Consider the following 25,965-nt stretch of genomic DNA (forward strand, 5'->3'; position numbering starts at 1 on the left):
TCGCCGCGAACACGGCCCACTGTCGAGGATCTCATCGACCCGTCTCCCGCGCTATCCGGTGTGCGCCAGTGACTGTACGTCGGGAGCGTTGTCGATGCGCCCGTGTTCGTTCTGCGGCTGATGATCCGAGGGAGCAGTCGTCTCGGTTGAGCTTCGCTCACCGGCGCTGCTCGACGCGGCGTCCTCGCTCGCGTTCAGGCTGATCCGCGGGCGCTTCGGTGTGGTGCTCGCACTGCGTTTGCGTGACTCCGTCGACTTACTGCCGACAGCGGAGGAGATGACCGACGTCGGCACTGCGAGCCCGATATCGCGCAGTTCAGCTGCAGTCCACCCGCCCACCAATGCTTCTCGCATCGCGGCGTGAACGGCCTTCTTGCTGGCGTCGACCGATTTCGCTGCTGCGCGTTTGGTGGCCTCGGCCGCTTTGATCGCGGCGTCGGCTTCGGCTCGTTGCTTGGCGGCGTTCTCCTCGGCAGTTCCGACTGCTTGCTGTGCGGTCACGATGGCTTCTGCCAAGGCGACACGTCCACGAACAGCGGCCTCCGCGGCGGCGTAGATGGCTTCTGTATTGACTGGGGTGACACTCATGAGTTGCGGGCCTTTCAAGTCGCCCGAACCGCCGGCACCAACAGCGCGACGAGTTCGGTGGGTACACGAATCTGCGCTTGAAGGATCGACCCGCAACGGCATCCTCAGCGCCGCCGAGTCTACCCGGTCGCTGCCGTACGCACACGGGTCGAACGCCAGGCATTCCTCCCCGATCGAGAACGACAGAACGCCGCATCGATATGCCGAGGTGCGCGCCGGCAGATAGCTACGCTCGCGGGTGCCCCGTTGTTCGAGATCGGAAGGCCCCGTAGATGACGCGCAAGGACGAGACGTGGTTCCGCCTCCGAGAGTGGACGCAAGGACAGACCCCATCGGAACGCCTCGCGGCGCACGTCCTCCACGCGGAGGGGTACGAGAACATCGACCCCTCACACCCGCTCGGCGGCAAGGACAGCGGCAAAGACGCCGTCGCCACCAAGGACGGAAAGAGCTGGATCATGGGTGTCTACTTTCCCCGAGGTCAGCAGAAGTTCGCCGCGACCATCAAGAAGAAGTTCACCGACGATTTGGCCGCTGCCAAGAATCACGCCCCGCATGGCTTTGTCTTCGTTACCAACCAGGAAATACTGTTGGCTGAACGAAAGGATCTAGAAGATCTGGGAGACGGAACCGAGATCGAGATCTACCATCTCGAGCGAACCATGGGTGTCATTGATCGGCCCAACATGGCTCAGATCCGCAAGCAGTACCTCGACATCGAAGCCGGCCCACCTCCCATCGACGTAGCACTGTCCATCGACGGTTCTGCCCGCTACTTTTCCGACGGTGACGCTGCGAGCTCTACGTTGATCGCCGCGATCAGTGATCAGCAAAGACGGGAATTCGACGAGGCAGCCGAGGCGGCACGAAAGGAATCACCGTTCGGTGTCCGACCCCTGAACCTCCCGAACCTCTCAAGCTTGTTGGGAGTCGAGTCCGACCCGCAGCCGCGAACGAGAACAGACCTCGACACCCTTCTGGACGAGTGGTCGCAGGACGTGCAAGAAGGCTGGGACGACAGTGAGCAGTACCTGGCAGCCATTGCGTGGCCAGGCACGCGACTGCGGCTACGAAACATCGAACGCGTCTTCCTCAACGACGTCCAAGTCAAGATCACGATCAAGGGTGCGCAAGGTCTCGACTGGGAAGAGCGCGACGCCTTCGACTTCGACGAGTTCATTCCCCCCGTCACGCCACCGAGCACGCCTCTGTTCGACCCATACATTCCGCCCCCAGCAATGGACTACAGCACAAGATTGCAATTCGCGGGCGCTCCCCTTGCATGGGAGAACGTCGACGACGAGACGATCGTCATCACAATCGATCTGCAACACCTGCGCCCCGACGAGACATGGACCAGCGATGACGAACTGCTGGTCCTGCGCGCGGTCGACCACACCGCGTCTTCTTTATCCGCCGAGTGGACCGTGACCGCGCAAACCTACGGTGAGTCCTACAGCGGAGAGCCCATCCAGATCCCGGTCGAGGCCGAGTCCGTCAGGGATAACGTTCGTGCGGTGGCTCAAGCTGCACTCGATCGGACCTGACCGAGACAAACTCACCCGACCGGATGCTCTCGGAAGCGAAGCGGGAACGGGTCAATTCGGGTCCGCCGGCCACCTAACGTCTCTGGGCTTCGCGGCGGCGTTGCCGTGCGATCCGCATGCGGTGTGAGGGGTGCGTGTGTGACGGCCACACGGTCGAACGGGAACCGTTCGCGGCGTACACGGCCAAGCACGCCACAACGCCCCTACTGCCGAACAGGCGCGCCGCCACACCGTCGGCGTAGTACTCACGCGGCCAACTCGTCACCATCATCGACACCACGACGGCAACTCCCACGGCCGAGACGAACAGCGGGAACCATACCGACGCATCCAACCCGCCGTCCGACTCACGCGTCCACGACACGAACGCGGCGACGCAGCCACCGAGCAGAAGTGCCACCAGAGCGAAGTACGCGAGATAGTAGAGCCGGCGAGCGCGACGAATGTTGGTCAACTCCTCACGGTGACCCAGTTCGTGCGCCAGCAACGCCGACGACGGCAACGACCAAGGATCCGGCTCTGCGCTGATCCACCCGTCCGTCACACCCAACGTGTCGGTCCCATGGTGATAGCGCGCACCCATACCCAACGGCCCGGGCAGGAACTCGACGGACGGGGGAGTGGACTGCCCGAGTAACGCGGCGATTTCACCGATACGGGCCACCCACGCCCGGCGATGCTCGTCGGTCGTCGTCGACTGCGGCACCGGTCGACGCGCGGCCATCACCCGCCCTCACTCCCCACGCCGCTGGCGGCCACGCGCGAGACCAAGGCACGGGCGGACTCGTCATCGAGCCCCACCATCTCCGCCGCCACGTCGAGACCGCCGACATACGACTGCAACTCGATCAACGCCGCCACCATCGCCTGCTCCGCTGCGACGACTTGAGCTTGCGCAGCCAGAAACGATGCCACCGCCGGTCGAGCCGAGCTCGCCGCATCGGCCACCTTCGCTGCCGCTGCCGCGCGGAGCTGAGTCCGCGTAGAGATCCGATCACCCGACCTACTCATCGCAACACCCACCTCCAACCCAGACGCCAGTCAGACCTCGCCACGGCCCCACAGGCCCTCGCCTGCAGCTCCGTGCCTGTCGCCACACCATTCCACCTCACAAACCCAAGATCAAGCCCTACAGACCTCTTGCATTAAGGATAACGAAAAGATAACAGCAGCTATGATGTGTTTCGTGACCGCGACGATGCACAAGCTGACCGCCGGGGACGGGTACATGTACCTGATCCGGCAGGTCGCTGCGCACGACGCCACCGCACGTGGACGCGACACCCTCGCGGACTACTACTCCTCGAAAGGCGAGTCACCCGGCCTCTGGATGGGCTCGGGGCTGCCCACGCTGCGCACCATCGGCGCAGGCGACGAGGTCACCGAAGCGCACATGCTCGCGCTGTTCGGCGAAGGCAAACACCCCGACGCCACCGCCATCGAAGGCAGGCACGCCACCGCCCTGGTCGCCGACGGTGCCAGCAAGAAAGACGCCGCCGCGCTCGCGCTGCGAGAGAGCAAGCTGGGCAACCCCTTTCGGATTCACTCCGGCGTCACCGAGTTCCGCAAGGCGGTCGGCGAAGCGTTCACCGAACACAACGCCGCCCTCGGTCTGCCCTCCCACGCGCCGGTCGACGACGACGTCCGTGCGCAGATCCGCACCCGAATCGCCCGCGAGATGTTCGAGACCGAACTCGGCCGCGCACCGCTCGACGACCGAGAACTCAGCGGCTGGGTCGCCAAGAACTCCCGCGCCAAGACCACCGCCGTCGCCGGATACGACGTCACCTTCAGCCCGGTGAAATCGGTCAGTGCCCTCTGGGCGCTGGCCCCGCGAGAGATGTCCGAAACGATCGAAGCCGCCCACCACGACGCGGTCAAAGACGCGCTCGACTGGTTCGAGAACAACGCCCTACTGACTCGGCTCGGCACCGACGGTGTGCAGCAGGTCGACACCGAAGGAATGCTCGCCGCCGCCTTCACCCATCGCGACTCCCGCGCGGGCGAGCCCGATCTGCACACCCACGTCGCGATCTCGAACAAGGTGAAAGTCAAAGGGCAGAACAAGTGGCTCGCCATCGACGGCCGGCCACTGCACAAAGCGATGGTCGCGATCTCCGAGACCTACAACACCCGCCTCGAGGGATACCTGCGCGAACGCCTCGGCGTCGACTTCGCCGAACGCGCCGGCACCGACCCCGGCAAACGCCCGATCCGCGAAATCGTCGGCGTCGACGCCGATCTGGCCGCCCGCTGGTCGTCCCGCGCCGGGATGATCGACCTGCGCCGCGGAGAGCTCGCCGCCGAGTTCCAACGCGAACTCGGCCGCGAACCCACACCCGCCGAAGCCCGCAAACTCAACCAACGCGCCAACCTCGAAACCCGCGAAGCCAAACACGAACCACGCTCGCTGGCAGAACAACGCACCGCCTGGCGGGCCGAAGCAATCGAAGTCCTCGGAAACGAACGCGCACTCTCGGAAATGATCCGACGCACCACCCACGACCACGGGCCCGTACGCGAACCCGTCACCGTGGACGCACAGTGGATCGCCGAGAGCGCCGACCACGCCCTGTCGGTGGTCGGGCAGAGCCGCGCCCGCTGGCAGGAATGGCATGTGCGCGCCGAAGCGGCCCGCATCGTGCGCGCGTGCTCGGTCCCGAGCGAGCAGATGGAATACGCCATCACCGCCATCACCGATGCTGCTCTGGATCCGCAGCGAGCGGTCGCGTTAGGACCGGACGACGACCTGGACGAGCCGGGGGTATTGCGCCGCAGCAACGGGGCGAGCGTCTACACCACCGAAGGCACCCGCCTCTACACCTGCGAGTCCATCCTCGCCGCCGAAGACCGCCTCGTACAGGCCGCGCACCTCGGTGGGGGACGCAGCGTCGACCCGCTCACCGTCGACCTCGCCCTGCTCGAACACGCCGCCAACAAATTCGACCTCAACGTCTCGCAAGCGCAGATGGTCCGCGAGCTCGCCACCTCCGGGCAACGCCTCCAGCTCGCTCTCGCACCCGCCGGCACCGGCAAGACCACCGCCATGGCCGTATTGCGGAGCAGCTGGGAAGCGGAAGGGGGTCACGTTCTCGGTCTGGCACCGACCGCCGCCGCAGCCTCCGCCCTCGAAGAAGACCTCGACGCGACGACCGACACCCTCGGCAAACTCGTCCACACCCTGCGCGAGCTCGACGACGCCGCATCCGGCGAGGTCGTGACAGTCCCCGACTGGTTCGACAGCATCGACCACCGTTCCCTCGTCGTCATCGACGAAGCCGGCATGGCCTCGACCGCCGACCTCGACCTGGCCGTGCAGTTCGTTCTCGACCGGGGCGGCAGCGTCCGTCTGGTCGGAGACGATCAACAGCTCGCCTCCGTCGCCGCCGGCGGAGTTCTCCGCGACATCGCCACCACCACTGGGGCGATCACCCTCACCGACGTCGTCCGATTCAAGGACAACGCCGAAGGCCTCGCCTCCCTGGACCTGCGAGCCGGAAACGCCGAAGCGATCGGCTTCTACATCGACAACAACCGAGTCCACGTCGGAGATCTCGTCGCCGCCGAAGACCAGGCCTACTCGGCGTGGCAACGCGACATCGACAACGGCCTCGACGCGGTCATGCTCGCCCCCACCCGTGACACGGTCCGCACCCTCAACGAACGTGCCCGCATCGACCGCCTCGCAGCGACGCGCAAGACCATCATCGGCCGCGAGGTCACCTTGGCCGACGGACTGCACGCCTCGGTCGGGGATGTCATCACCACCCGCCGCAACGATCGACGACTCGTCGTCGGTGCCACCGACTTCGTCCGCAACGGCAACCGGTGGACCGTCGAGGAGACGAACGCCGACGGCAGCCTGAAAGTCCGCCGCATCGGAGACAGCCGCGTGGTGACCCTGCCCGCCGACTACGTCAGCGACAAGGTCACCCTCGGATACGCCCGCACCATCCACGGCGCACAGGGCATCACCGCCGACACCTGCCACACCGTCCTGAGCGGACACGAGACCCGACAGCTCGCCTACGTCGCCGCCACCCGTGGCCGCCACGAGAACCACCTGTACTTCGGGTCCGCCCTCGACGGCGACGAACACTCGGTCATCACCCCCGAAGCCGTCACGCCTCAAACGGCGGTGGACCTGTTCACCCGCATCCTCGGCCGAGACGGCGCGCAGGAATCGGCCACCACCGCCGCCCGCCGACTCGCAGACCCCGCCGAACGACTCCCGATCGCCGCAGCGGCCTACGACGATGCCGTCGGCACCGCAGCAGAACAGGTCCTCGGCAACGACGAGATGGAGCGGATAGACACCGAAGCGGGCAAGATCGTCCCCGGCGTCACCGACGCCGCAGCATGGCCCGTGCTGCGCAAGCACCTGGCCATCCGCGCCGTCGGGGGAACCGACCCGATCGCCGCCCTCACCCGCGCCGCCCGCCACCGCGAACTCGACACCGCCGTCGACGTCGCCGCCGTGCTGGACTGGAGGCTCGACCCGAGCGGGGAGCACTCCGCCGGCAGCGGACCCCTACCGTGGCTGCCCGCCATCCCCCCAGCCCTGCGCACAGACCCGACGTGGAGCAACTACCTCACCGCACGCGCCCACCTGGTCGACTCGCTCTCGACAGCGGTCGACGAACGCGCCCGCGACTGGACCAGCGAGACCGCGCCGGTCTGGGCCCGCCCCTTCCTCGAACACCCCGACCTGCTCGCGGATCTCGCCGTGTGGCGCGCTGCCCGCACGATCGATGACATCGACCTCCGGCCCACCGGTCCCGCGCAGTTCGCGGCCGCACACAAGCGGCAGCAGAACAGGCTCGACAAGAGGGCAGCAGCGGTCATCGGCTCACCCGATGCCGCCACCAACGCCTGGAGAGCGCTCGCCCAGAAGATCGAGCCGCGGATCCTCACCGACCCGTTCTGGCCGGTGCTCGCACTCCGGCTGACCACCGCCCGCCGCGCCGGTCTCGACGTCCCCGCTCTGCTGCGCTCGGTCACCGGGGACCGCCCACTTCCCGACGAGATGCCCGCCGCAGCCCTGTGGTGGCGGCTCTCGCGCACCCTGAGCCCGGCAGCTCTGGACTCCACGACACCGTCCAAGCACCTCGCACCGCACTGGACGCCGGCGCTCGACGTCGTGTTCGGCGAGGAAACGGCTCGCACGATCCGCAGCGATCACGCATGGCCCTCCCTCGTCGCCGCGGTCGACAACGCGCCCATCGACTGGGAGCCGCAGCAGATCCTGGCCTTCACCGACGAGTTGCTCACCCAGGCCCGCGAGGTCGACGACGAACTACGCCCCGACGAGCTCACCCAAGCGTTGGCGTGGCGGATCACCGCGCTGAGCCACCACGAGTTCACCCACCACGACTTTCCTGCCGTCGAACATGCACTGGTCGACCCTGCTGAGGACGAGGCGGCAGCAACGGTCGCCGGAAAGACCGACCCGTACGAGTCGACCCCCGCCGCCGCACAGAGCCACGCCCCCGAGACCACCACTGCAACCGTCACCGGGACCGGCCCGGTGTTCGACGTCGGCTTCGACGACTACTACCCCGAGCTGAGCGACGCGGACCTACCTCCCGACCCGGAGTCCGACCTGCCCCCACCGGACTTCGAGTACGACACCGGAGCCGACTGGGACATGCTCGCGGAGTCGATGGACTCCCTGCGCATGGTCCGCCCCGAACACGAAGACATCGCACCCGCCGCACGGGTAGCCGCGCTGCACGCCGAGCTCGCCGACGCACGCAACCGCAGCAACGATCTGTGGCGCGCGTACCTCGACGAACGAGGCCCGGCGATGACCGCCGCGATCCCCATGATCATCGAGATCCGCAGCCGCGCCGACGCCCTGCGCCCGCTGTACTTCGCCGCACAGGACGCGCACGCCCGGTGGCTCGACACGACCCACGAACTCGAAACCACCGACGCTCGATGCCGAGACCTGGCGCGAGCTGCAGCAGCCGCGACCAAGGACGGCCGCGACGACGACGCACTCCACGCCCAGGCCGACCTCGCCCTGGTCGAGATCCTGCGCGAGCACGCTCACGCCACCGAACGTGACGCACACCAGCTCTGGAAGCGGGCCCAGACCGACCTCGAGACCGCCGCCGGGGGACCCGCCAACATCGTCACCACAGCCGACGCCGACGTCATCCGCGACACGGCAGCCAGCATCGACCAGATGTCCGTCGACGACGCCCGCGCCACCGTCCGCGCACTCGAAGGCGAGATCATGCGCGCGGAAATGCACGAGGCCCACCACGATGCCCCTACCGTCGCCGAACACACCCCACTGCCGCCCGCACGCTCACCCGAGCCGGATGCACGCGGCCGAGTCTCGACCCTGCCCAGACCGGACATCGAACACACCACGCCGCGGCTCGCCCTCGACGCCGAGCACACCCGCTCACCGCACGCCGACCTCGAACCCATCGCCGCCGAGCCGATCACCGCTGATCGTGCGGTGCCCGAGGTCCAGACCTCCGAACGCCGGCAACCGGAACCGACCCGGGAAGAACCCACCGCTGCCCGCACCACCAGCTCTGCCGTCGACGAGACGCCCCAGCCCGACAGCGCCCGCACCGAGGCCACGCAGCACGACCTCGACCCGCACGCGATCGACCAGCGCATCTCAGAAGGAACCAAGGCCATGAAGACCGCAACACCCGAGCTCAAGGCCAAGATCAAACAGACCACCCTCAGTCAACGGCTCAATCCCAGCGAGAGCGGAGCCGCGACGCTGGCTCGCTACCGCGCGGAACTCGAACGCCGCGCCGCCCTCACGCAGGACGAACGCACCGCCGAGGACGCGGTACGCGAGCGACTACGCAAACAGCAGGCGAAGGGAAGCAAGGGCCCGCACCGAGAACCCGAGAGCGGCCCACGAAAGGACCGTGGCCATGAACTGTGAGCACCGAATGAAGGACGGACCACGATGGACGAGCCCGACCAGCCGAACGGCCGCACCGATCCGGTGTGCCGCATGGGTAGATTTTTCGCTTTCACCACACACCGAGCGGGGGCGCAGCGACCATGGCGCGTAACGACCAGGACCAACCGTCCCTGTTTTCGATCGGAGAGGGGACCGACGATGTCGGAACCGGAGATGACCGTGGATCTGCGGATCCGCGACGAAGTGCGCAGGATCTGGGGGGAGTGGATCGGACTCGATCCGGACCTGCCCGAGGCCGCACGCGAGGAACAGATCGAACGCGAAGCGGCGCGACTGACCCAACTGGTGGAGGAAACGGTGGGGGACAGCGCTCACGGCTTCCTGATGGATCGGTGGCGGGCCGAGAACCCGGGAGTGACACCGGACTACCCCACGACCGTGGCGTTGATGACCACGGCCTGGCAGTCGGCACGGTCGAAGATCCTCGAGGAACACCTCTACCCGCAGGTGACCGAGGAGATCTACCAACGGGTGATCTCCACGGACGCAGTGATCGAGGGGGAGCGCCGAGCGCACCTGCAGACCGCACAGGACAATCGCGACGAGATGCGTTGGACGACACTGTCGGTGGACATCTCGCCGCTGGCGAGCCGGATCGTGGACCGGGTGTGGATGGACCGGCCGGGCCGATTCCTGTTGCTCGCCCAGGCGCTGATCCAACAACGACTCGACGACGACCAGCCGACGCCGACCACAGCGAACGATCCGATCGCCGCGGAGCTCGAAACACTGATCCTCGACGAGATGGACCGGACACCGGGCACGACTCCCTTCTGACCCTGCGGGCGCAGTGGGTCGACGCCCACACGGCCACCGCCGACATCCTGCACCGAGGAGGCCGGCTCAGGCAGCACCTCGACAACGCCGAGAGGGCGCTCGAACGCGCACGCCAGCAAGGCAACCGCGACGGCATCGAGGCACTGACACAGCGGATCTCGGACCTGTCCTACCGCCGCACCCGACTGCTCGCCGACTACGAGCGCGCCCGCGCGGCCGAGGGGCAGCTCGGCAACGCCCTGCGCGCGGCCGGAATCGATCCCGCCTCGATCAACCACAGCGCCGTCGCCCGCGCCGATGCCGCGCAACGCCGCACCCCACCGACCTGGGCGAACGATCCCGCCACCGGACGCCAACTCGACACCCTGCGCACGCTGCTCGCCCGATCCGGACTGCCCGACGACACCGTCGACGCGCGCCTGACCAAAGCCGAAGCAGACCGCTCCATCAAAGCCATCCTCGCCGGCGAGCTGCCACTGCTGCGCAGCACCGACGAGGCGACCCAGCCGGCACCCCCGCAGGCGTCTGCACACGAGGCACTCACCGAGCGGATCCGTGCCGCCGTCCTCGCCGACGCAGATCTGACCGTCTCGGCCCAGGCGTCGTCGAACACCTACGCCCAGTTCCAGTCCTGGGCACTGGCCCGGACGAAAACGGTCATGCTCGACGCCGTCGTGGCCATCGACGACACCGACACCGCGCTCACCGCTGCCGCACAATCGCTACTGGCCGACCCTGCCCGCCTCGACGCACTTCCCCACGAGCTGGTCGACCTGCTCTGGCAGGCCCACCACCGGGCACCCGAGGCCGACCCCACCGAGCCAGAGACCACCGACGAAGCAGCACGTCAGCACCGCGCCCAGAACGAGCTCGACAAAGCAGCCACTGCTGAGATCGTGGACTTCGACGATCGCGGACGTCGCGCCTACGACCCACGCGCACCCTTCGCTGCGCCCGACCCCTCCGCCGACCCCGTCGTCGGCGCAGCACTCGAATCACTGCCCGCCGTCAGCGCCGACGCCACACAGATCCGCGCCGACTTCATCCACGGCTATACCACCGCCGCCAGTACCGATGCTGCCAGGGAAGCCGCTGCGGGAACCGAAACATCCTTTCCCGCAGGCGATCTCACCGATACCGCGACACCCCGCGAGGTACCCGACGCGCCGGTCGAAGTACCCCAGTACGAGACCGGAGAACCCCTCACCAGCCCGTTGTGGCGCAGCAACAGCCTCATCGCCGCCCAACGCCCCGATGGCTCCACCGTCTACATCAGCGCCGACACCGCCCGCCGCTATGCCGACGTCTCCGATACCGTCACGCCAGAACCCGAACCCCAGACCACGACCGAACCGGAAGCGACACCCGAACCCGAGACCGCCACCGACCGCGTTGGCGTCGACGCAGGCGACCGGGGCCCGGAACCGTTAGGTAGCGGGGGCCAGGCAACCGCCGATCCAGTCAGAACTGCCTCTCCCGCAGTCGATTTCACTCTCGGCACGGACGTTCTCGTCCCGTCCGGAGCCAAAGCCCGAGCCCGCGCCAACCTCGACGCCCTCGCCGTCGTCCAGCGGTTGGCCGCTGACCCTCGCCCCGCCACCGCTGCCGAGCAGGACACCCTGGCTCGCTGGTCCGGATGGGGCGGCGTGCCGCAGATATTCGATACCGCCAAGGCCGAATGGGAGCCCGAGCGCGAGGAACTGCGCACCCTGCTCAGCGCCCCGGACTACGCCGCGGCCCGCCTGAGCACCGTCAACGCCCACTACACCGACCCCGCCATCGCCTCTGCCCTGTGGCGCGCCGTCGAACGCGCCGGTCTGCCCGAGGGTGCCCGCGTCCTCGAACCGGGCTGCGGCAGTGGACACTTCGTCGGTCTCGCCCCCGCCGGAACCAAGATGGTCGGCGTCGAGCTCGACCCGATCACCGCGGCGATCGCCCATCACCTCTATCCGAACCAGCACATCCGCAATCACGGATTCGAGGCCGCGTTCGCCGCCGACGGCACCTTCACCGCAACGATCGGCAACGTCCCGTTCGGTGACTATCCGGTCTACGACGACATCCACAACCCCAACAGTCGCTCGATCCACAACCACTTCATCATCAAATCCCTGCACCTGACCGCGCCCGGCGGGTACGTCGCGGTCATCACCAGCACGTTCACCTCCGATTCGGTGCGCCCGGCCGCGCGGCGCGAGATAGCAGCCCTGGGCGACCTCGTCGGCGGCGTCCGGCTCCCGTCGGCCGCGCATCGCCGCCAGGCCGCCACCGACGTGCTCACCGACGTTCTGATCTTCCGCCGGCGAGAGCCGGGCCGCGAGGCCACCGAACAGACCACGCTGTGGACCGAGGTCGCCCAAGTCACCCTTCCCACCGGGAACGGAGACAGCACCGCACCGGCCCACCTGAACCGGTACTTCAACCGGCACCGGGACCGCATCCTGGGCACCGTCGAGGTCGGTTCCGGAATGTACGGCTCGACCACGATGAAAGTCGTTGCCCCGCAATCGCAATCCGTGCCGGCACTGCTGACCCGGGCGCTGGAGACCATCGTCGACGACGCCCTGGATTCAGGCCTGGCCATGACCGCGGCGGCTCCGGATCGAACCCAGCATCACGAGCTCGATACCGCCGGTCTGGACACCGACTCCGGGAGCGATACCGGAACCATCCCCGGCACACTGCGATTCGACGCCCACAGCTCCCGATGGGAGCAGTACCAAGTCGGTGCCGGATGGGTCCTCACCCCCGCCAAGGGCCGCGAGATCAACGATCAGTGGCAACGACTGCTCGCCATGGGCGACACCGTCCTGGACATCGGTGACAGCGCGCGCACCGCGGACTCGACACCCGAACACCGACAGGATCTGCGCGAGAAGCTCGATCGGCAATACACCGACTACACCAGCCGGTACGGCTTCATCAACCGGTTCAAGTGGACCAACCACGCCACCGAGAACAGTCCCGAGAAGACCGCCGAGAACTTCACCGCCCTCGAAGCGCAGTGGCGTATCGACGCAGCCCAACAGGCTGCTCTCGACCGGGGAGTGGACCCCGACGACCTCGTGGATCTCGATCTACCCCCTTACCGGGGTGAGATGCCCGCCGAGGTCACCGAAGCACTGTTGGAGAAGGCACGCACCCCGGCGCAGGGGCCCCGTAAGAGCCGCCACCACCTGCAAGGGGCCATCAGCTTCGACCCCCGCATGGCGATGGTCCGATCGCTCGAACTCTTCGACGACGAGACCGAGCAGGCCTCCAAGACCTCGATCTTCGATACCGACGTCACCTTCACCACCGAACGCGCCACCAGCGCCGCCGGCATCGACGAAGCGATCGCCATCGCCTTCGACGAAAGCGGCCGCATCGACCCCGAACGGGTGGCCGAGCTCCTCGATACCGACGTCGAGGACGTACTCGACCGAGCGCGAGGCAAGATCTACCCCTCGCTCACCGATCCGAGCACCTACGAGGTCGCCGGCCAATTCCTCGCCGGCGATGTCCGCAGCAAGCTCGCACGCGCACGCGTCGCCGAAGCGGAGAACCCCGACGTCTACACCGGCGTCGTCGACGCTCTCGAAGCCGTCGTGCCACCCGACGCCGACCCGGCCCGTATCGGGGTGCGCCCCGGCGCGGAATGGGTCGGAGTCGACAACCACAAGCAGTTCCTGGTCCAGGAGTTCGGGATCGACCCCGACGAGCTGACCGTCTCGTACGCCGCAGTCAACGCGACCTGGCAGTTCGAGACCAGCTCGGCACCGAACTGGGACGACCCGCAAGGCTACGAGGACCCGTGGGGCATCGCCGGCCGCTACTCCGGGCTCGAGCTGTTCACCGCGATCGCCAACAACAAGCCCGTCGAAGTGCTCAAGACCGAGAGCGAGCTCGACCGCGAGCCCAAACCGCGATTCCACCCCAAACACACCACCGACCTGCGCAACCGCGCCGTTCGGCTGGAAGAGAAGTTCGTGCAGTGGCTCTGGTCCGATCCGGCCCGCTACGAGCACCTCACCGAGGTCTACAACGGCCGGTTCAACCGGTTCGTCAAACCCCAGTTCTCCACCGAACACAAGCAGTACCCGGGCCTGAACCCCAACTACATTCCGTACTACTACCAGCGCCAAGCCGAACAACGATTGACCCACGGTGAAACGATCCTGCTCGATCACTGCGTCGGATCGGGCAAAACCCTCACCATCACCATCAGCTGCATGGAGATGCGCCGACTCGGACACAAACGCCAGCCGTGGGTGGTCGTGCCGAACCATCTCGTCGACCAGTGGGCCGCGGAAGTTCGCGATGCCTACCCGGCCGCGAAAGTGCTCGTCGGCGGCGACCTGTCCGGCCCCCGTGACCGGCAACGCTTCATCGGCCAAACAGCGGTGACCGACTGGGACATGGTCATCGTCCCCGAATCGGTGATGAAGCTGATCGCCGTCAGCAAGGACACCGAACTCGCCTACATCGACACCCGCATGATGGAACTGCGCGAAGGCCTCGAACGCGCCAAGGAGAGCGGCGGCGAGCACACCGTCAAACAGATCGAACGCGTCCTCAAACGCGAACAGGCCAAACAGCAGAAACTGGTGTCCTCCAAGGCATCCGACACCGGACTGACGTTCGAGCAGTCCGGCTGCGACTTCCTCTGGGTCGACGAGGCGCACTACTACAAGAACCTCGCTCGCACCTCCAACTCCGCCGACCTGTCCCTGCCCGAGGGATCGCAACGAGCCTCCGACCTGGAGATGAAAGCGCGCTGGCTGCGCGACCGGGCCATCCTGCGCAACATCGAATCCGGACAGCCCGACGCGCCGGCGAAAGCGATCGCCTTCGCCACCGGAACACCGGTGAGCAACTCCCTGTCCGAGCTGTGGGTGATGAACCGCTACCTGCGCCCCGATCTGCTCGACGCCGCCGGCATCGGCCACATCGACGCCTGGGCACAAACATTCGCCAAACAACGCACCACCGTCGAAATGAACATCACCGGCACCTCACTGCGGCCGATCTCCCGGATGGCCGAGTACCAGAACCTGCGGCAACTGATCGCCATGGTCGACCAGTTCCGCGACGTGGTCACCGAGGACCAGATCCCCGTCGAGCTACCCCGGATGCGCACCGGCAAGCCGCTGGTCGTCGAATTCGACCTCGCGCCGCAGGTCCGCGACTTCATGTTCGACCTCGACGAACGCATGGCCGCAACCTCCGGACGCAGCATGGACGTCGACAACGCGTTGAAGATCTCCAACGACGGACGCAACGCCTCCCTGCACCCGACGCTCGCGAAACTGCCCGAACCCGAACCCGAACACGACCGGGTCGCCGTCGCAGCGGATCTGCTCTGGAAGACCCACCTCGAGCACCGCGACCTGTTCACCCCCGCCGACCGGCACGGCCCCGACGCGCGCGGGGTGTTCCAGATGGTCTTCTGTGACCGCGGCACTCCGAAAGCCGGTGGAGCGGGGGAGAAGAGTCTCTACGCTCGACTGCGAGAAGCGTTGGTGGACAGAGGAATGGAGCGATCGGAGGTCGTGTTCATTCACGACTACCCGACACCGAAACAGAAACAGCAGCTCTTCGCCGACTGCCGCGCCGGCAAGGTACGCGTGCTGATTGGCTCGACACCCAAGCTCGGCACCGGGGTCAACGCCCAACGCCTGCTCAAACAGCTCATCTCCCTCGATCCCGCGTGGACCGCAGCGGACATGCAGCAGCGGTTCGGGCGCATCATCCGGCAGGGCAACGTCCACCGCGAGGTCGACGTGGTCAACATCGTCGCCCGACGCTCCTACGACGCCACCATGTGGCAGATCATCGAACGCAAAGCCCACTCCGTGCAGCAGCTACGCGGAGGCGAGATCCCCGACACGATGGAAGACGTCGGCGGCGACATCGCCCTGTCGGCCGCGCAGACCAAGGCCGCCGCCACCGGCGACCCCGTCTACGTCCGGGCGATCGAGCAGCAGGCGTACGTCGACGCGCTCGAATCCGAACAGACCATGATCGCCAACGCGAACGCCTCACGCCGCGCGGCCATCGACCGCCTCGACCGCGCCGCCCAGCGCCTCGACGCCGACATGCCGACGATCGAGGCCAATGCCGACCGCGCTGCAGCGTGGCTCGACATCGACGACCGCGCCGAGAAGATGATCACTATCGATCACCGGACCGCGGCCGACGACGACACCGAATCGCTCGTCGACGCGCTGCAGAACGTCCTGCAGACCACCTACATCGACATGCGGGCGGTCAAGAGCGGACGGCCGAGCGAGTTCGCGGAGATCGCCGGCGTCGCGATCGCCGGCACCTACCGCCCGGTCAACGACCAGCTCGAACTGTCCATCGATGCAGGGCCTAAGCGGTACGTCGAGCACCGCAAACTCACCGAAGCGATGTCCAGTGCCACCGCCGCACGTGGGATCCTCCAGCAGATGCGCAACATGATCAGGGAGCTGCCCGTGCGCGCGACCGCAGCGCACGCCGACCGCGCGCACATCGCCGGGAGACTGACCGAACTCACCGCGCAGGAGGACCGAATCTTCACGCGCACCAACGAACTCGCCCAGGCACGCTACGCGCTCGCCGAACTCAAAGCGGACGTCAATGCCCGAGAGAACTCACCCGAAGCGCTCACCGAACGCGGACGCGACCTCGACCGGCGCCGATCGCAAGGGCTGTACCCGAAATGGAGCCTCGACCTCAACCCCACCCCCGCGCACGCCGACGCTCAACACAGCAGCCGTGCAGCGCTTGTCGAGTCCGTTCCTGAGCGGATGCAGGCCTTCGCCGAGAAGTGGGCTGCAGCCCAATCCGAGCGAGACGCGCGCCGCGCCGACGACCCGTGGAAGCCGAAATCGCCTGATGGGTCACGCTTTCAACGCGGAGCGGACCGCGACAGCGGGGCACCGGGAGCGGCGATCCAGTGGACCGACCGCACCTGGCACTGGACGGCATGGACCGGCCCCGACAGCTCGACCTCCGGATTCGAGGAACGCCGCGACGCCGCCCGCTACGCCGCAGACGAGGGGATACGACAGCTCGAGGCAGAGCCAGACGCGGAGACGTCACCTGACTATGGACACGCTCCCGGTGCGTCCCCCAGCGCACCGTCGTTGAAGTCCATGCTGAACCGACAGGCGACCAGACGCCGCGACGTCGATCGACCACCGCCGTCTGCAGCCGATCGGGACCGTGACCTCGGAAACGAGCGGTAGACAGGTGTGGCCCGTGTTGTGCATATAGAGATAGAGATTGAAGACAGGAATAGTTTCTATTTGCAGCCGTTGAACAGCAGGTATAAGATTATTTATATCGAAGGAGGTAGTCATGTCCGATGTATTGGAACGCGAGCTAGAGACCTCCATGACGGCCGCCAGGGCTCGTGTCGTACTGGCTCGCATCGAGCAGCTCCGCAAGGTGCGGCAAGCCAACGAGCGTGGAGTGAATCAATTAGACCTGGCCAAAGCCAACAAGGTCAGCCAGCCGGCTATCTCGCAGTGGTTGAAGATGGCACGCATCGATGCACCGGACATCCGGCCAGGTACGGCTGGTGGAACTCCCTACGAGATCGCGGCACGCTGCGCAGCGGGACTGCTCACTCGCGAGCTGATGATCAAACAGCTGTCGGAATGGGTCTACGAATCAGTCGACCGGATACCAGCCAGCGAGGGTGAAGTGCCGCCGCTGAACCTGGCGGGATTCAACCTCCAGGTCGGCAGAGCATTGGATGATCGATTCATCGACGACTCCGACTACGACCGGGTCCTTGAGGCGGTAGCAGGCTGACGTGTCTCACGAAGCTGTAGAGGACCGTCGGGCGCGACTGGAAAGCATGTCGCTGACCGACGGTCCACTTGACACGTACGCTCCAAACGCGACCGTCATGGACGAGCTCGAGTTCCGATCGGTGGGCGGTGAGTGGATTCCCACGGCAGCGCGCAGGAGACGTCACACCGCTCTCCTAGATACGTGGCGCGCCGATTCCTCGAATCCACCCCGGGATCGTCAAGCGATACTCTTCGCCGGTCCGCCAGCAGCTGGCAAGAGCACTCTCATGGACGGGCACCTTACAGAGCGGCGTCGCGTCGACGCCGACGACTTCAAAGAACTACTTCTCCGATCTGCAAGAGCCAGCGGTACGTTGGAGATGTTGCTTCCAGAGCCGCTGCGGCACACGCTGTCCGAGGATTTTCACCCTCTCGAACTCTCCGCCCTGGTTCACCACGAGTCGATGATTCTCTATCAGCGTGCGTTGAACGACGCGATCCGAGCAGGCGAGAACATCGCCATCGACGGAACCCTGGGGCACAAGCCATGGGCAAGAAAGCTGACCGAACAGCTGAGGACATTCGGGTACAAGATCCACGTCATCGACGTCGAGGCCACGCAGGAACTATCGCTCACGCGCATCGTCGCGCGGTGGAGAGCGGGCTACGAGAATGCTGTGGCTGATCCGCACGATCCGGAGGCGGCAATGGGTGGGCGCTGGCTGCCTGCCTCGGCCGTGACCCGACACTTCACGGCTGGACAGGACTATTCGGACTGCGAAGTGAACGCCCGCGACATCGCTAACGGGCTCCGGGAGGTCGTGAGGTACGACCTGTACAGGGCGTCTGTTGATGCAATCGCCCCTAAGCACGAACAGTCTTACGCAAAAAACAGCAGCGGGGAGTGGACGGACAAGCTTGTAGGCCCGGATCGCTAAACGCATTTAGGCAATATGCCTAAATGCATTGACATGCGGCACGGCAGGTGTGAGGGTCGACGTATGACGACTTCCGCAGAGACCTCTCCTCGATATCTATCGCGCGCGAATCTTCAGGAGTTTTACGGCCTCTCCCGAGCCTCCGTCGATGGGTATCTCCGTCGAGGACTCATACCGCCTCCCGACGCAGCGGGTTCACGGGGACATCTCTGGTCTCGGCAAGCGTTGATCGACGCCCGCAGCACGATGATTCCAACGCTGGCCGCAGCAGTCCCGATGAACGCCCTCGGGGCAGGCGACCTCGACGAAAAGCACGCGTACATGTGCCCCGCCCGATCCGGACACTTCATCGGCTGGACCAGCCCCAGCATCATCGGTCTCGTGCAGACTGGCCTTGCGCTGTGGTACCGAGTGCATGCATTCGCACGCTACGACGGTTCCGACGTGTACGAAACATCGACCACGGACCGGGTGCTGCAGACGAAGCTCCGCGAAGTTCGCGAACGGCGGCCGGAAGAGAGAGACATGGCGGTTTTCCTACTCGAGGAAGAAGCGCTGGGGATCGGGCAGATCAAAGTCAGCTCTGAGTCGACGACTGCAGGCCTGCAACACGGGCGTCTTCTGCGCCGCGATGGCAACCGTGTCGGTGCTCCCGGTTCCTGGCTTGATCTCCCATCGGGGCCGACTTCTACGCCCCTGCGTCCTTACTCGTTACCTGGCTACTCGCTACCCCTGTTGGAATCCGCATTTCCGTCAACTCGGGTATCGGAGCACATCATCTCGGCGACGTGAGTCTGCTGATTGGTCCAGGACGCTGCTTGCACAGCTCAAGGGGGCGGTGAGGCAACGGTTCTCATCGGAAGTTTCGGGCGTAGATGAATACGATCTGACGGTGCTCATCGGAGCCTCCGCTGGTATCCGAGTCCTCACCCTCCTGAAAGTCATCCAATTCAGAAGCGCGAGCGAAACCTTCTCTGTCCATACTCTCGAAGGTGGTCAACGACTCCGCCGAAGCGTTGTTGTCGTTCGCGGCAGCGAGTTGAAGTAGGTCGAGCATCTCATTGTGGTTGTAAAACCACTCGCCGACGAGGTGCGTGGGCAGTCGCACGAGTTGCGGCCAATCCGGTCGACCGCACCGGCCGAGGACATCCCAGAAATCTGGGAAGTCGACGGGTGCGGGCGTGATGCCACCAGCATTGGGCCATGTCACATGCGGTACTCCGTATGGGCCCGGTTGCACTCTGGCCAGCACCTTCTTTTCGGGGTCACCGAGGCGGGGATTGATTGCGGCGTAGACCTGTTGCGTGGTCAGGACGACCATCCAATGTCCGAACCACCGTGGCGACCCGCTGCGTTTGAATCCCCCTTCGGTCACTTCATCGCCGCGACGGTGAGCGTCCTCTCGCAGGGTCCCTTGCCAAAAGGGGAGCGGGAATACGTAAAAGGGTTGTAGCGCAAAACGTTTGCGCAGATACTTCTCAAGCTGTTCGAGGTTAATCAGGACTTCATGACCGGTGGTAGTGACGGTGGACGTCTTCACTTCGAGCTGAATTGCCTTTCCGGAGCGCGCGGGAAGCGAGCCGACATTGATGTCTTCACCTTGTGTCGGCCACCAGAGCGCCGCGTGGCGCGCATACCGGTTGGCGATGTACTGGCTGATCCAGTGCTCGAGCGTCTTCTCTGGAACGGTTACGACCATTGCGCGACGCTAACAGCCAGTAAGGAAGCTGATTGGGAAACGACCACGGCGCAACGGATGCAGGCGATACTTCGATGATGGCGGCCAATACCGGGATCGGATTGAAGTGCCGGCGGATCGTGCAAAGCCTGCTCGCTGTCGTCGCGCAACATATGGGGCCTTTGGCGATCGCTGCAGGTGCTGCAGGCGTCGTGCTGTGCGTTGTGGCCGTTTTCTGGGGCTGGTCGGTCGGCGCGGTGGGGTCGGCCGCGGCGTGGGTAGGTGCAATCCTTACCGCAGCGGCAGTGTCGGTAGCACTGTTCACGAACAGAACGGACCGAACATTCACGGTCAATCGCCAAGCGGCCCGGGCCGTGGCCGATCTCTGGGCGGCAGTAGTTGCAGTCCGCCGACCACTGTCGGCATTCGACGCCGTCGCTCGGCATCAGGGAGGGCTCGACAGAGGAATCCCGTCCTCCGAGCTCGAGCTGCTGTCCAAAGACGTGCAGCAAGCTCTTACCGACGTCGAAGCTGCAGCCTTCTACGCACGCCTCGTTCTCGACGAAGGGCACATGCTCAGCTACGTCGAGTCTGTTGCCGGCCTGCTGAATCAGCTGCGCACGTACTTCGAGGAAGGGGGTGATCGACCTCCCAGTGCGTACACCCCGCGTCCACCGGGCTTTCCCGATATCAAATTCAGTGTCGAAGACTGGCTTGACGAGCTCGACAGACAACTCAGGCTGGTCATGGCTGTAGAACAAACCTTCGTCGACGGGGTACGTCACTACTACCCAGTGAGCTCTGGTCAGGTGGCAGCGGCCCGGAAGGGAAGCCCCGAAGACCTCGGTATGAACGCCTACATCCGGGTCAAAGGAGAGCGGCACGCCCAGTCCTATCGGAAGTTCGAGACACCACCGCAGTCGTGGCGGACACGATGGAGAAAGAAACCGCCACAGCATCCGTGGCGGACGCGTCGGCGGTAGATGCGTATAAAAGGCAACCATTTGCGATACCGCAAGCGTTGACCTTCATGAACGCATCCGCTGTGTTAGCGTTCGGCTATGTCGTCTACTCTTATCTCGACTGCGCAAGCCGCGGACATTCTCGGCGTGAGCTCGGCTCGAATCCGCCAGCTCACCCTCGATGGAGCGATCACCGGCCGGGTCATCGGCCCGCGAACCATGCTCTACGACGTCGGCGAGATCGAGGTGTACAAAAGGGCTACTCGCGGCCACGACTCTGCGTCAGGGGTGGCAACCACCGCCACGCCCGCTACATCACCGCTGCCGCTCGTCGTCGACATCGTCACCACGATCGGCGCGGGCCGCGGCAATGACTCGGAGCAAGTGCACCTACGGATCTGGCGCTCGTCGACGCGGACCGTTGTCCTGACCGGCCCCGTAGCGGGCTCGAGTGGTTTCTCAGGATGGCGATTCGAGAGTTACGTACTGCCGGCCGTGGCAGCGACCTACCTCGACGGGGACTACCTGGGGGCCTACTGGATCAACACATACTGCAACGACATCACCGGGATCAAGGCGTACAACCACGTGTTCGTCACCCGGGCGGATGAGCATACGCCTCGACCGTCGTGGTGGGACTCGTTGCGGGGCAGAGCCGCTCGCGATCTCGATCAGACGGTCGACACGACGCTGATCGAACTGGATGAGCCGATGGCAACTATCGACGCCCTCGTAGGTCAGACAGTCCGGCATTTCCCGGCCGACGAGCTCGCCACACCGGAGAACATCGCCCAACTTGCCGCCACGAATGCACCCGTCCCGGTCGTTGTCGATGCTCCGGAAATCCGCCCACTTGCTGAAGCGATGGTCACCCTGCGGCGGTCTCAGCAACACCCTTGCTACGACGATTCCATCAGCGAAATCGCCTTGCGCACGATGTGGGAACGCCTCGACATGATCCTGGAAAGCGATGAAACCCATCGTGAGCCGCAATGGCTGAGCGCGATGCGCTTCGGGGGCAGTGCGCTCGACACCGACCACTGCGCGATCGACCCTACTGTGGACAACCTCGACGACCTCGACTGGCGACCGCTGTCAGGCCCACCTGACCCGGCCACGGACGAGTTACGGTCCTGCTGGTCAGGTCTGGCTGTCTGGCTTGACGCGGTCGGCGAATATGCCGTCGACGGCGAGCACCGAAACAAGGAGCTCGCGAAAGCGCTCGGCACCGCGATGAACACCGTCTACAACGTCTATCGGCTCCGGTCCTACCAAAGCGAAGAACCAGTGCAGCCGCTCCCTCCCTACCCAGCGACCGAACCCACCAGGTTCGACGTCTCCCCAGTGCTCGACGAGTACTGGCGTCACGGGACCGAAGGTGTCCAAGACAGCGCGGAGCTCCGCAGACTCAGTAAGGCAGTCAATCTCCTGGAAGCAGAACCGCGGTTTCGTACCGCAGCCGACGGCACCTTGATGGCGCGCTACCGGGGTTCCCGCAACGACCTCGACTCCATGATCATCATGTGGCCATGGTTCGCTCATGCCGTCGATCGGATTCCAGACGGTACCCACATCGTCGCCAGCAGTACCGGCTCCGGGCATACGGCAGTGTTTCTACGCGAGCCAAACCAGCCGTTGAAACCCATGCCAAGACCCGAAGAGAACCGCTTCAACGGATGGAGCTTCGGCCATGGAAGCGGGCCGACCAAGCTTGGTCGTGACATAGGCCGGCTTCTCGAAGCCAGCGACGGCATCACTATCGAAACCTTCACGTACGGGGTACGTGCCCGATTGATCGATCATGCGATCACCACGAGCGGCGAGACCTCCCTGGATATCTCGGTCGATCAGTTGCGAACTCTGATTGCCGCCACCCCCGCGGATGTCGACGACACGATCTGACCAAATGCGCCACAAGCACGTCCGGTGGACATGTCCGGATATCGCCGAGCGTGGGCACTCGACGGGCGCGCTGTGCCCTAGACGTGGTCATGCCCGCTCAATCTGCAAGAGGCTCAACGGCATCTAGTTCGGAAAGCGATCATCTAGATCGGTCTTCGTGAGCAGCTTTCCGTGCGTCGGGCTCAAAAGTTCGCCGAGCCAGCGTCCGCCCGGTAGTCGAGCCTCCACCTGGGTACGGGCTTCTCCACGAGAAGCTGCACTGTCGTCTCCACACAGCGCGTCGTACTGCTGTATTCGTTCGGCAAGAAGGTCATACAGGTGCAGAGCCGCCGCATGGTTGACCAGCGCGATGCTGTCTCGTGAAGCTTCTTGCGCATCTTTCCTCACCTCCGTCGCGGGAGTCAACAGACAGCCGTAGACACGGGTCTTGGGTGCGCGTGTCCTCTCGACCTGTATCTGCCCGAGAAGCTGGTTGACGTCGCCACGATCCAACGGGGGTGGGTCATCGGCCTCCACTGTTTTGACCTCCCAGGCACGGCGTTCGGATCGCTTGGTGGTCGACCAGGTCCATCGGCAGTCTGTGGCGCTCTGTTCCTTAGCTGGTGGTCGTTCACCGCTGGCACCAGCTAGACGGGCAAGCACGAGTAGGCCCGCGCATTGCTCGTCGTGATCCCCGGCCAGCAAGACACGTCCGGCCGATAGCTCCTTGGCGAGTCTGGAGCCGACCTCCCTACGCCATTCATCCCACAGAAGAAAGAGCTGGTCAGTGTCATCGGCGGGATTCGTGTAGCCGTCGAGGTCCGCAATCGTGCGACTGAGCCTCTTGAACCAGGTGGTTCGCGGTCCATGTCGGGTGGCGTCTTCCAGCGCGTTCCGGGCAGCTGCGAGGTCTGTCGGTGTTCCTCCGGTGAAGTGTGCGTGGGCTTCGACGTACCGCCAGAACGCCGCGTGCTCGGTCTCTCCCGCAGCCGCGAGCATGTCCGAGGCCTCCCGGGCATGTCGTGCCGCTTCCCTGTGGTCGCCGATCCACATATCGGCGACAGCGGTCACTTCGAGGTCAGCACTCGACACCGTGCTGCTACCGCCCGTCTGTCTCCCGGGTCGCCGCCGACGGGCTGGCGTGCCGGGCGACCCTGCTGCCGGCGACCCTGCGGCCCAGAACGTGTCACAGGTGTCTCGCGTCCCAGGCCAGCCGGTGTCGTAGATTTCCAGTGCTCGCTTGACGGAGTCTTGGGTGCCCGCGGGAATGGATTGTCGAACAGCCGAGTCGGCCAGCACGCGAGCGAACAGTGGGTCCAGGCCCAGGTACATCGACCGGTCCGTGGGCTCGCGGTTCGCGCGGCCGAGGGCCTGCGTTACACGCTGGCCGACGCGGTGGCGCATGAAACTTGCGTCACCCAGATAGGCGACGACGAATCGCTCGAACTCGCTGCTTGCTTGAGGTACCGATGTGATGATGACGAGCTTGCACAGGTCTCCTGCCAGATCGAGGCCGTCGTAGCGGCCGGCCGCAATGAGATGGCCAGATGGGGCTTGAGTCCAACTGTCGAACATGGAGTCGTCTCTCGGCTTGAGCCTGAACACCGGGAGCCCCTCCGCCGTCAACTTGGCTTGTAGGTCGTTGGCTTCGGCGTGGCTCGAGCACAGCCACGCCGTTCTGCCGCCAGCCTTGGTCGACTGATCAAGTGCCCAGGCAAGGGTGTTCGGGCCGAGAGCGTCTTCTGGGCTGGGGTTGAGTACGAACAGACGCTCACCCGTCGAAGCTGCATCCAACGGATCCGCGGTTGACAAGGACACAATCTGACGGCCGCCCACTCGTCGCTGCAGGTCATCCATGGTGCCGAGCGTTGCGGACAGGTAAATGCGCTGTTTGGCACGTGAGTACCACTTGTTGAGGGTCGTCGGAGGATGATACGGGCGGATCTCGATCCCAGAGGGCCCGATCAGCACCCCGCAATGTCCAAGATGGTCCCGGATGGTGGGCCAGACATATTTAGCCTCATTGGTCTGAACGTATGGCGACGCTTCGATGGCGTTGCGTACACGTTCCTCGAGAGTGTCCCAGTCCTTGAAGGACAGTAACTCGGGGGGAGTGCCGGGTCGTGCTGTTCCGTCCTCCATAGCGTGCAGCCCCGGATACGACGTTGTATGTGCGATCACGAAGCCACAAATCATTCGGTAAAGCGTTCTGGCGTCGCCACTATCGTCTGGGATGCGGAACGTCTGCCTGGCGCTCAACGGTTGCTCGGCTAGGTGCGCATCGTCGAAGATGACGAGGTCAGCGGGCTCGGGGACTGGGCTGGAGTTGAAGTAGACCCAGTAGTTCATCACGCCAACGAGATGGCCTTGGTTGTAGTCGTCGAGCGAGGTCCCGCCGTAGGACTTGCTAGCGAAAAGAGCCACCTCCAACCCGAGTTGCTCCGCCTCCGCCTTCACACGTTCTGCGAGTTGACGCGTTCCGGCCAGATAGGCGACCGACCGGCCTTGATCAAGCGCGTAATCGGCAATGAGCAGAGCAAGTAAGGTCTTTCCCTCACCAGTGGCCATTTCGATTGCCAGATCCGACGTCTCCAGGTGTTCTGCGGCGTATGCGCTGAGAACTTGACTCTGGCCGGGTCGTAACTGGGTGAATCGTGAGGATCCCAACGCAGTCAGGCGGTCGGCGAAGTCCGGCACAGCACCAGCGATAGTCAACGTCGGACACCCTTCGTCAAGGCCATTAGCTTTCGACTGTACTTGCGAATGGCGATGGGGCTTCAGGCTTTCCAGGATCCGCGAGACCCGGACTGGAGTCGACTGCCGCTGCGGCGGCACCGACAGGTCGATGCCCGTCCGGATCAATCGAC

Annotated in this window: 14 protein-coding genes; 9 read left to right on the forward strand and 5 right to left on the reverse strand. The window is 65.1% G+C overall.

Annotated features, from left to right (window positions below; translation table 11 throughout):
• Positions 1-51 precede the first annotated feature (51 nt).
• Positions 52-588 carry a hypothetical protein gene (locus CH296_RS27315; RefSeq protein WP_094686145.1) on the reverse strand — a complete coding sequence of 179 codons (537 nt, stop codon included), beginning with the start codon at positions 586-588 and terminating at the stop codon, positions 52-54.
• Positions 589-860: 272 nt separating this feature from the next.
• On the opposite strand from CH296_RS27315, the gene CH296_RS27320 reads away from it, so the two are divergent.
• Positions 861-2,135: a hypothetical protein gene (locus CH296_RS27320; RefSeq protein ID WP_094686146.1), complete on the forward strand. Its 1,275-nt coding sequence runs from the start codon at positions 861-863 to the stop codon at positions 2,133-2,135.
• 73 nt (positions 2,136-2,208) lie between these two features.
• Here CH296_RS27320 and CH296_RS27325 read toward each other — a convergent pair whose 3' ends face one another.
• Positions 2,209-2,859 carry a M48 family metalloprotease gene (locus tag CH296_RS27325; RefSeq protein WP_143546443.1) on the reverse strand — a complete coding sequence of 217 codons (651 nt, stop codon included), beginning with the start codon at positions 2,857-2,859 and terminating at the stop codon, positions 2,209-2,211.
• Positions 2,859-3,146, reverse strand: coding sequence for a hypothetical protein (locus tag CH296_RS27330; protein ID WP_143546444.1), 288 nt, complete (start codon positions 3,144-3,146; stop codon positions 2,859-2,861). Before CH296_RS27330 ends, CH296_RS27325 begins: the two co-directional genes overlap by 1 nt.
• A gap of 175 nt (positions 3,147-3,321) precedes the next feature.
• Between CH296_RS27330 and mobF the strand changes: the two genes are divergently transcribed.
• From mobF to CH296_RS27355, 6 genes are all read left to right on the forward strand, one after another.
• Complete coding sequence (gene mobF / locus CH296_RS27335; RefSeq protein WP_179277845.1) at positions 3,322-9,054, forward strand: MobF family relaxase; 5,733 nt, start codon at positions 3,322-3,324, stop codon at positions 9,052-9,054.
• Positions 9,055-9,234: 180 nt separating this feature from the next.
• Positions 9,235-9,873, forward strand: a complete 639-nt coding sequence (locus CH296_RS29730; RefSeq protein WP_256980600.1) for a hypothetical protein — start codon at positions 9,235-9,237, stop codon at positions 9,871-9,873.
• Between the two features lie 3,212 nt (positions 9,874-13,085).
• Entirely contained in the window at positions 13,086-17,087 is a 4,002-nt protein-coding gene (locus CH296_RS29735; RefSeq protein ID WP_256980607.1) for a helicase-related protein, read from the forward strand.
• Positions 17,088-17,199: 112 nt separating this feature from the next.
• Entirely contained in the window at positions 17,200-17,658 is a 459-nt protein-coding gene (locus CH296_RS27345) for a hypothetical protein (RefSeq protein ID WP_094686151.1), read from the forward strand.
• Positions 17,659-17,704: 46 nt separating this feature from the next.
• A complete protein-coding gene (locus CH296_RS27350; RefSeq protein WP_143546445.1) occupies positions 17,705-18,577 on the forward strand; it encodes a zeta toxin family protein in 873 nt (290 codons plus the stop codon).
• Between the two features lie 276 nt (positions 18,578-18,853).
• The gene (locus CH296_RS27355) at positions 18,854-19,369 is read left to right on the forward strand and encodes a hypothetical protein (RefSeq protein ID WP_143546446.1); all 516 of its coding nucleotides are present in this window, start codon (positions 18,854-18,856) and stop codon (positions 19,367-19,369) included.
• Between the two features lie 61 nt (positions 19,370-19,430).
• On the opposite strand, the gene CH296_RS27360 is transcribed toward CH296_RS27355, so the two are convergent.
• The gene (locus CH296_RS27360) at positions 19,431-20,276 is read right to left on the reverse strand and encodes a hypothetical protein (protein WP_094686154.1); all 846 of its coding nucleotides are present in this window, start codon (positions 20,274-20,276) and stop codon (positions 19,431-19,433) included.
• Positions 20,277-20,308: 32 nt separating this feature from the next.
• Here CH296_RS27360 and CH296_RS27365 point away from each other — a divergent pair, with 32 nt between their 5' ends.
• A complete protein-coding gene (locus CH296_RS27365) occupies positions 20,309-21,238 on the forward strand; it encodes a hypothetical protein (RefSeq protein WP_143546447.1) in 930 nt (309 codons plus the stop codon).
• A gap of 198 nt (positions 21,239-21,436) precedes the next feature.
• On the forward strand, positions 21,437-23,119 hold the full coding sequence (locus tag CH296_RS27370) for a hypothetical protein (protein ID WP_143546448.1): 1,683 nt from the start codon (positions 21,437-21,439) through the stop codon (positions 23,117-23,119).
• Between the two features lie 123 nt (positions 23,120-23,242).
• On the opposite strand, the gene CH296_RS27375 is transcribed toward CH296_RS27370, so the two are convergent.
• Entirely contained in the window at positions 23,243-25,813 is a 2,571-nt protein-coding gene (locus tag CH296_RS27375) for a DEAD/DEAH box helicase family protein (protein ID WP_179277846.1), read from the reverse strand.
• Positions 25,814-25,965: the final 152 nt, after the last annotated feature.

The organism is Rhodococcus sp. 14-2496-1d, from assembly GCF_002259365.1.
In the GTDB taxonomy this organism is placed as follows: Bacteria; Actinomycetota; Actinomycetes; order Mycobacteriales; family Mycobacteriaceae; genus Rhodococcoides.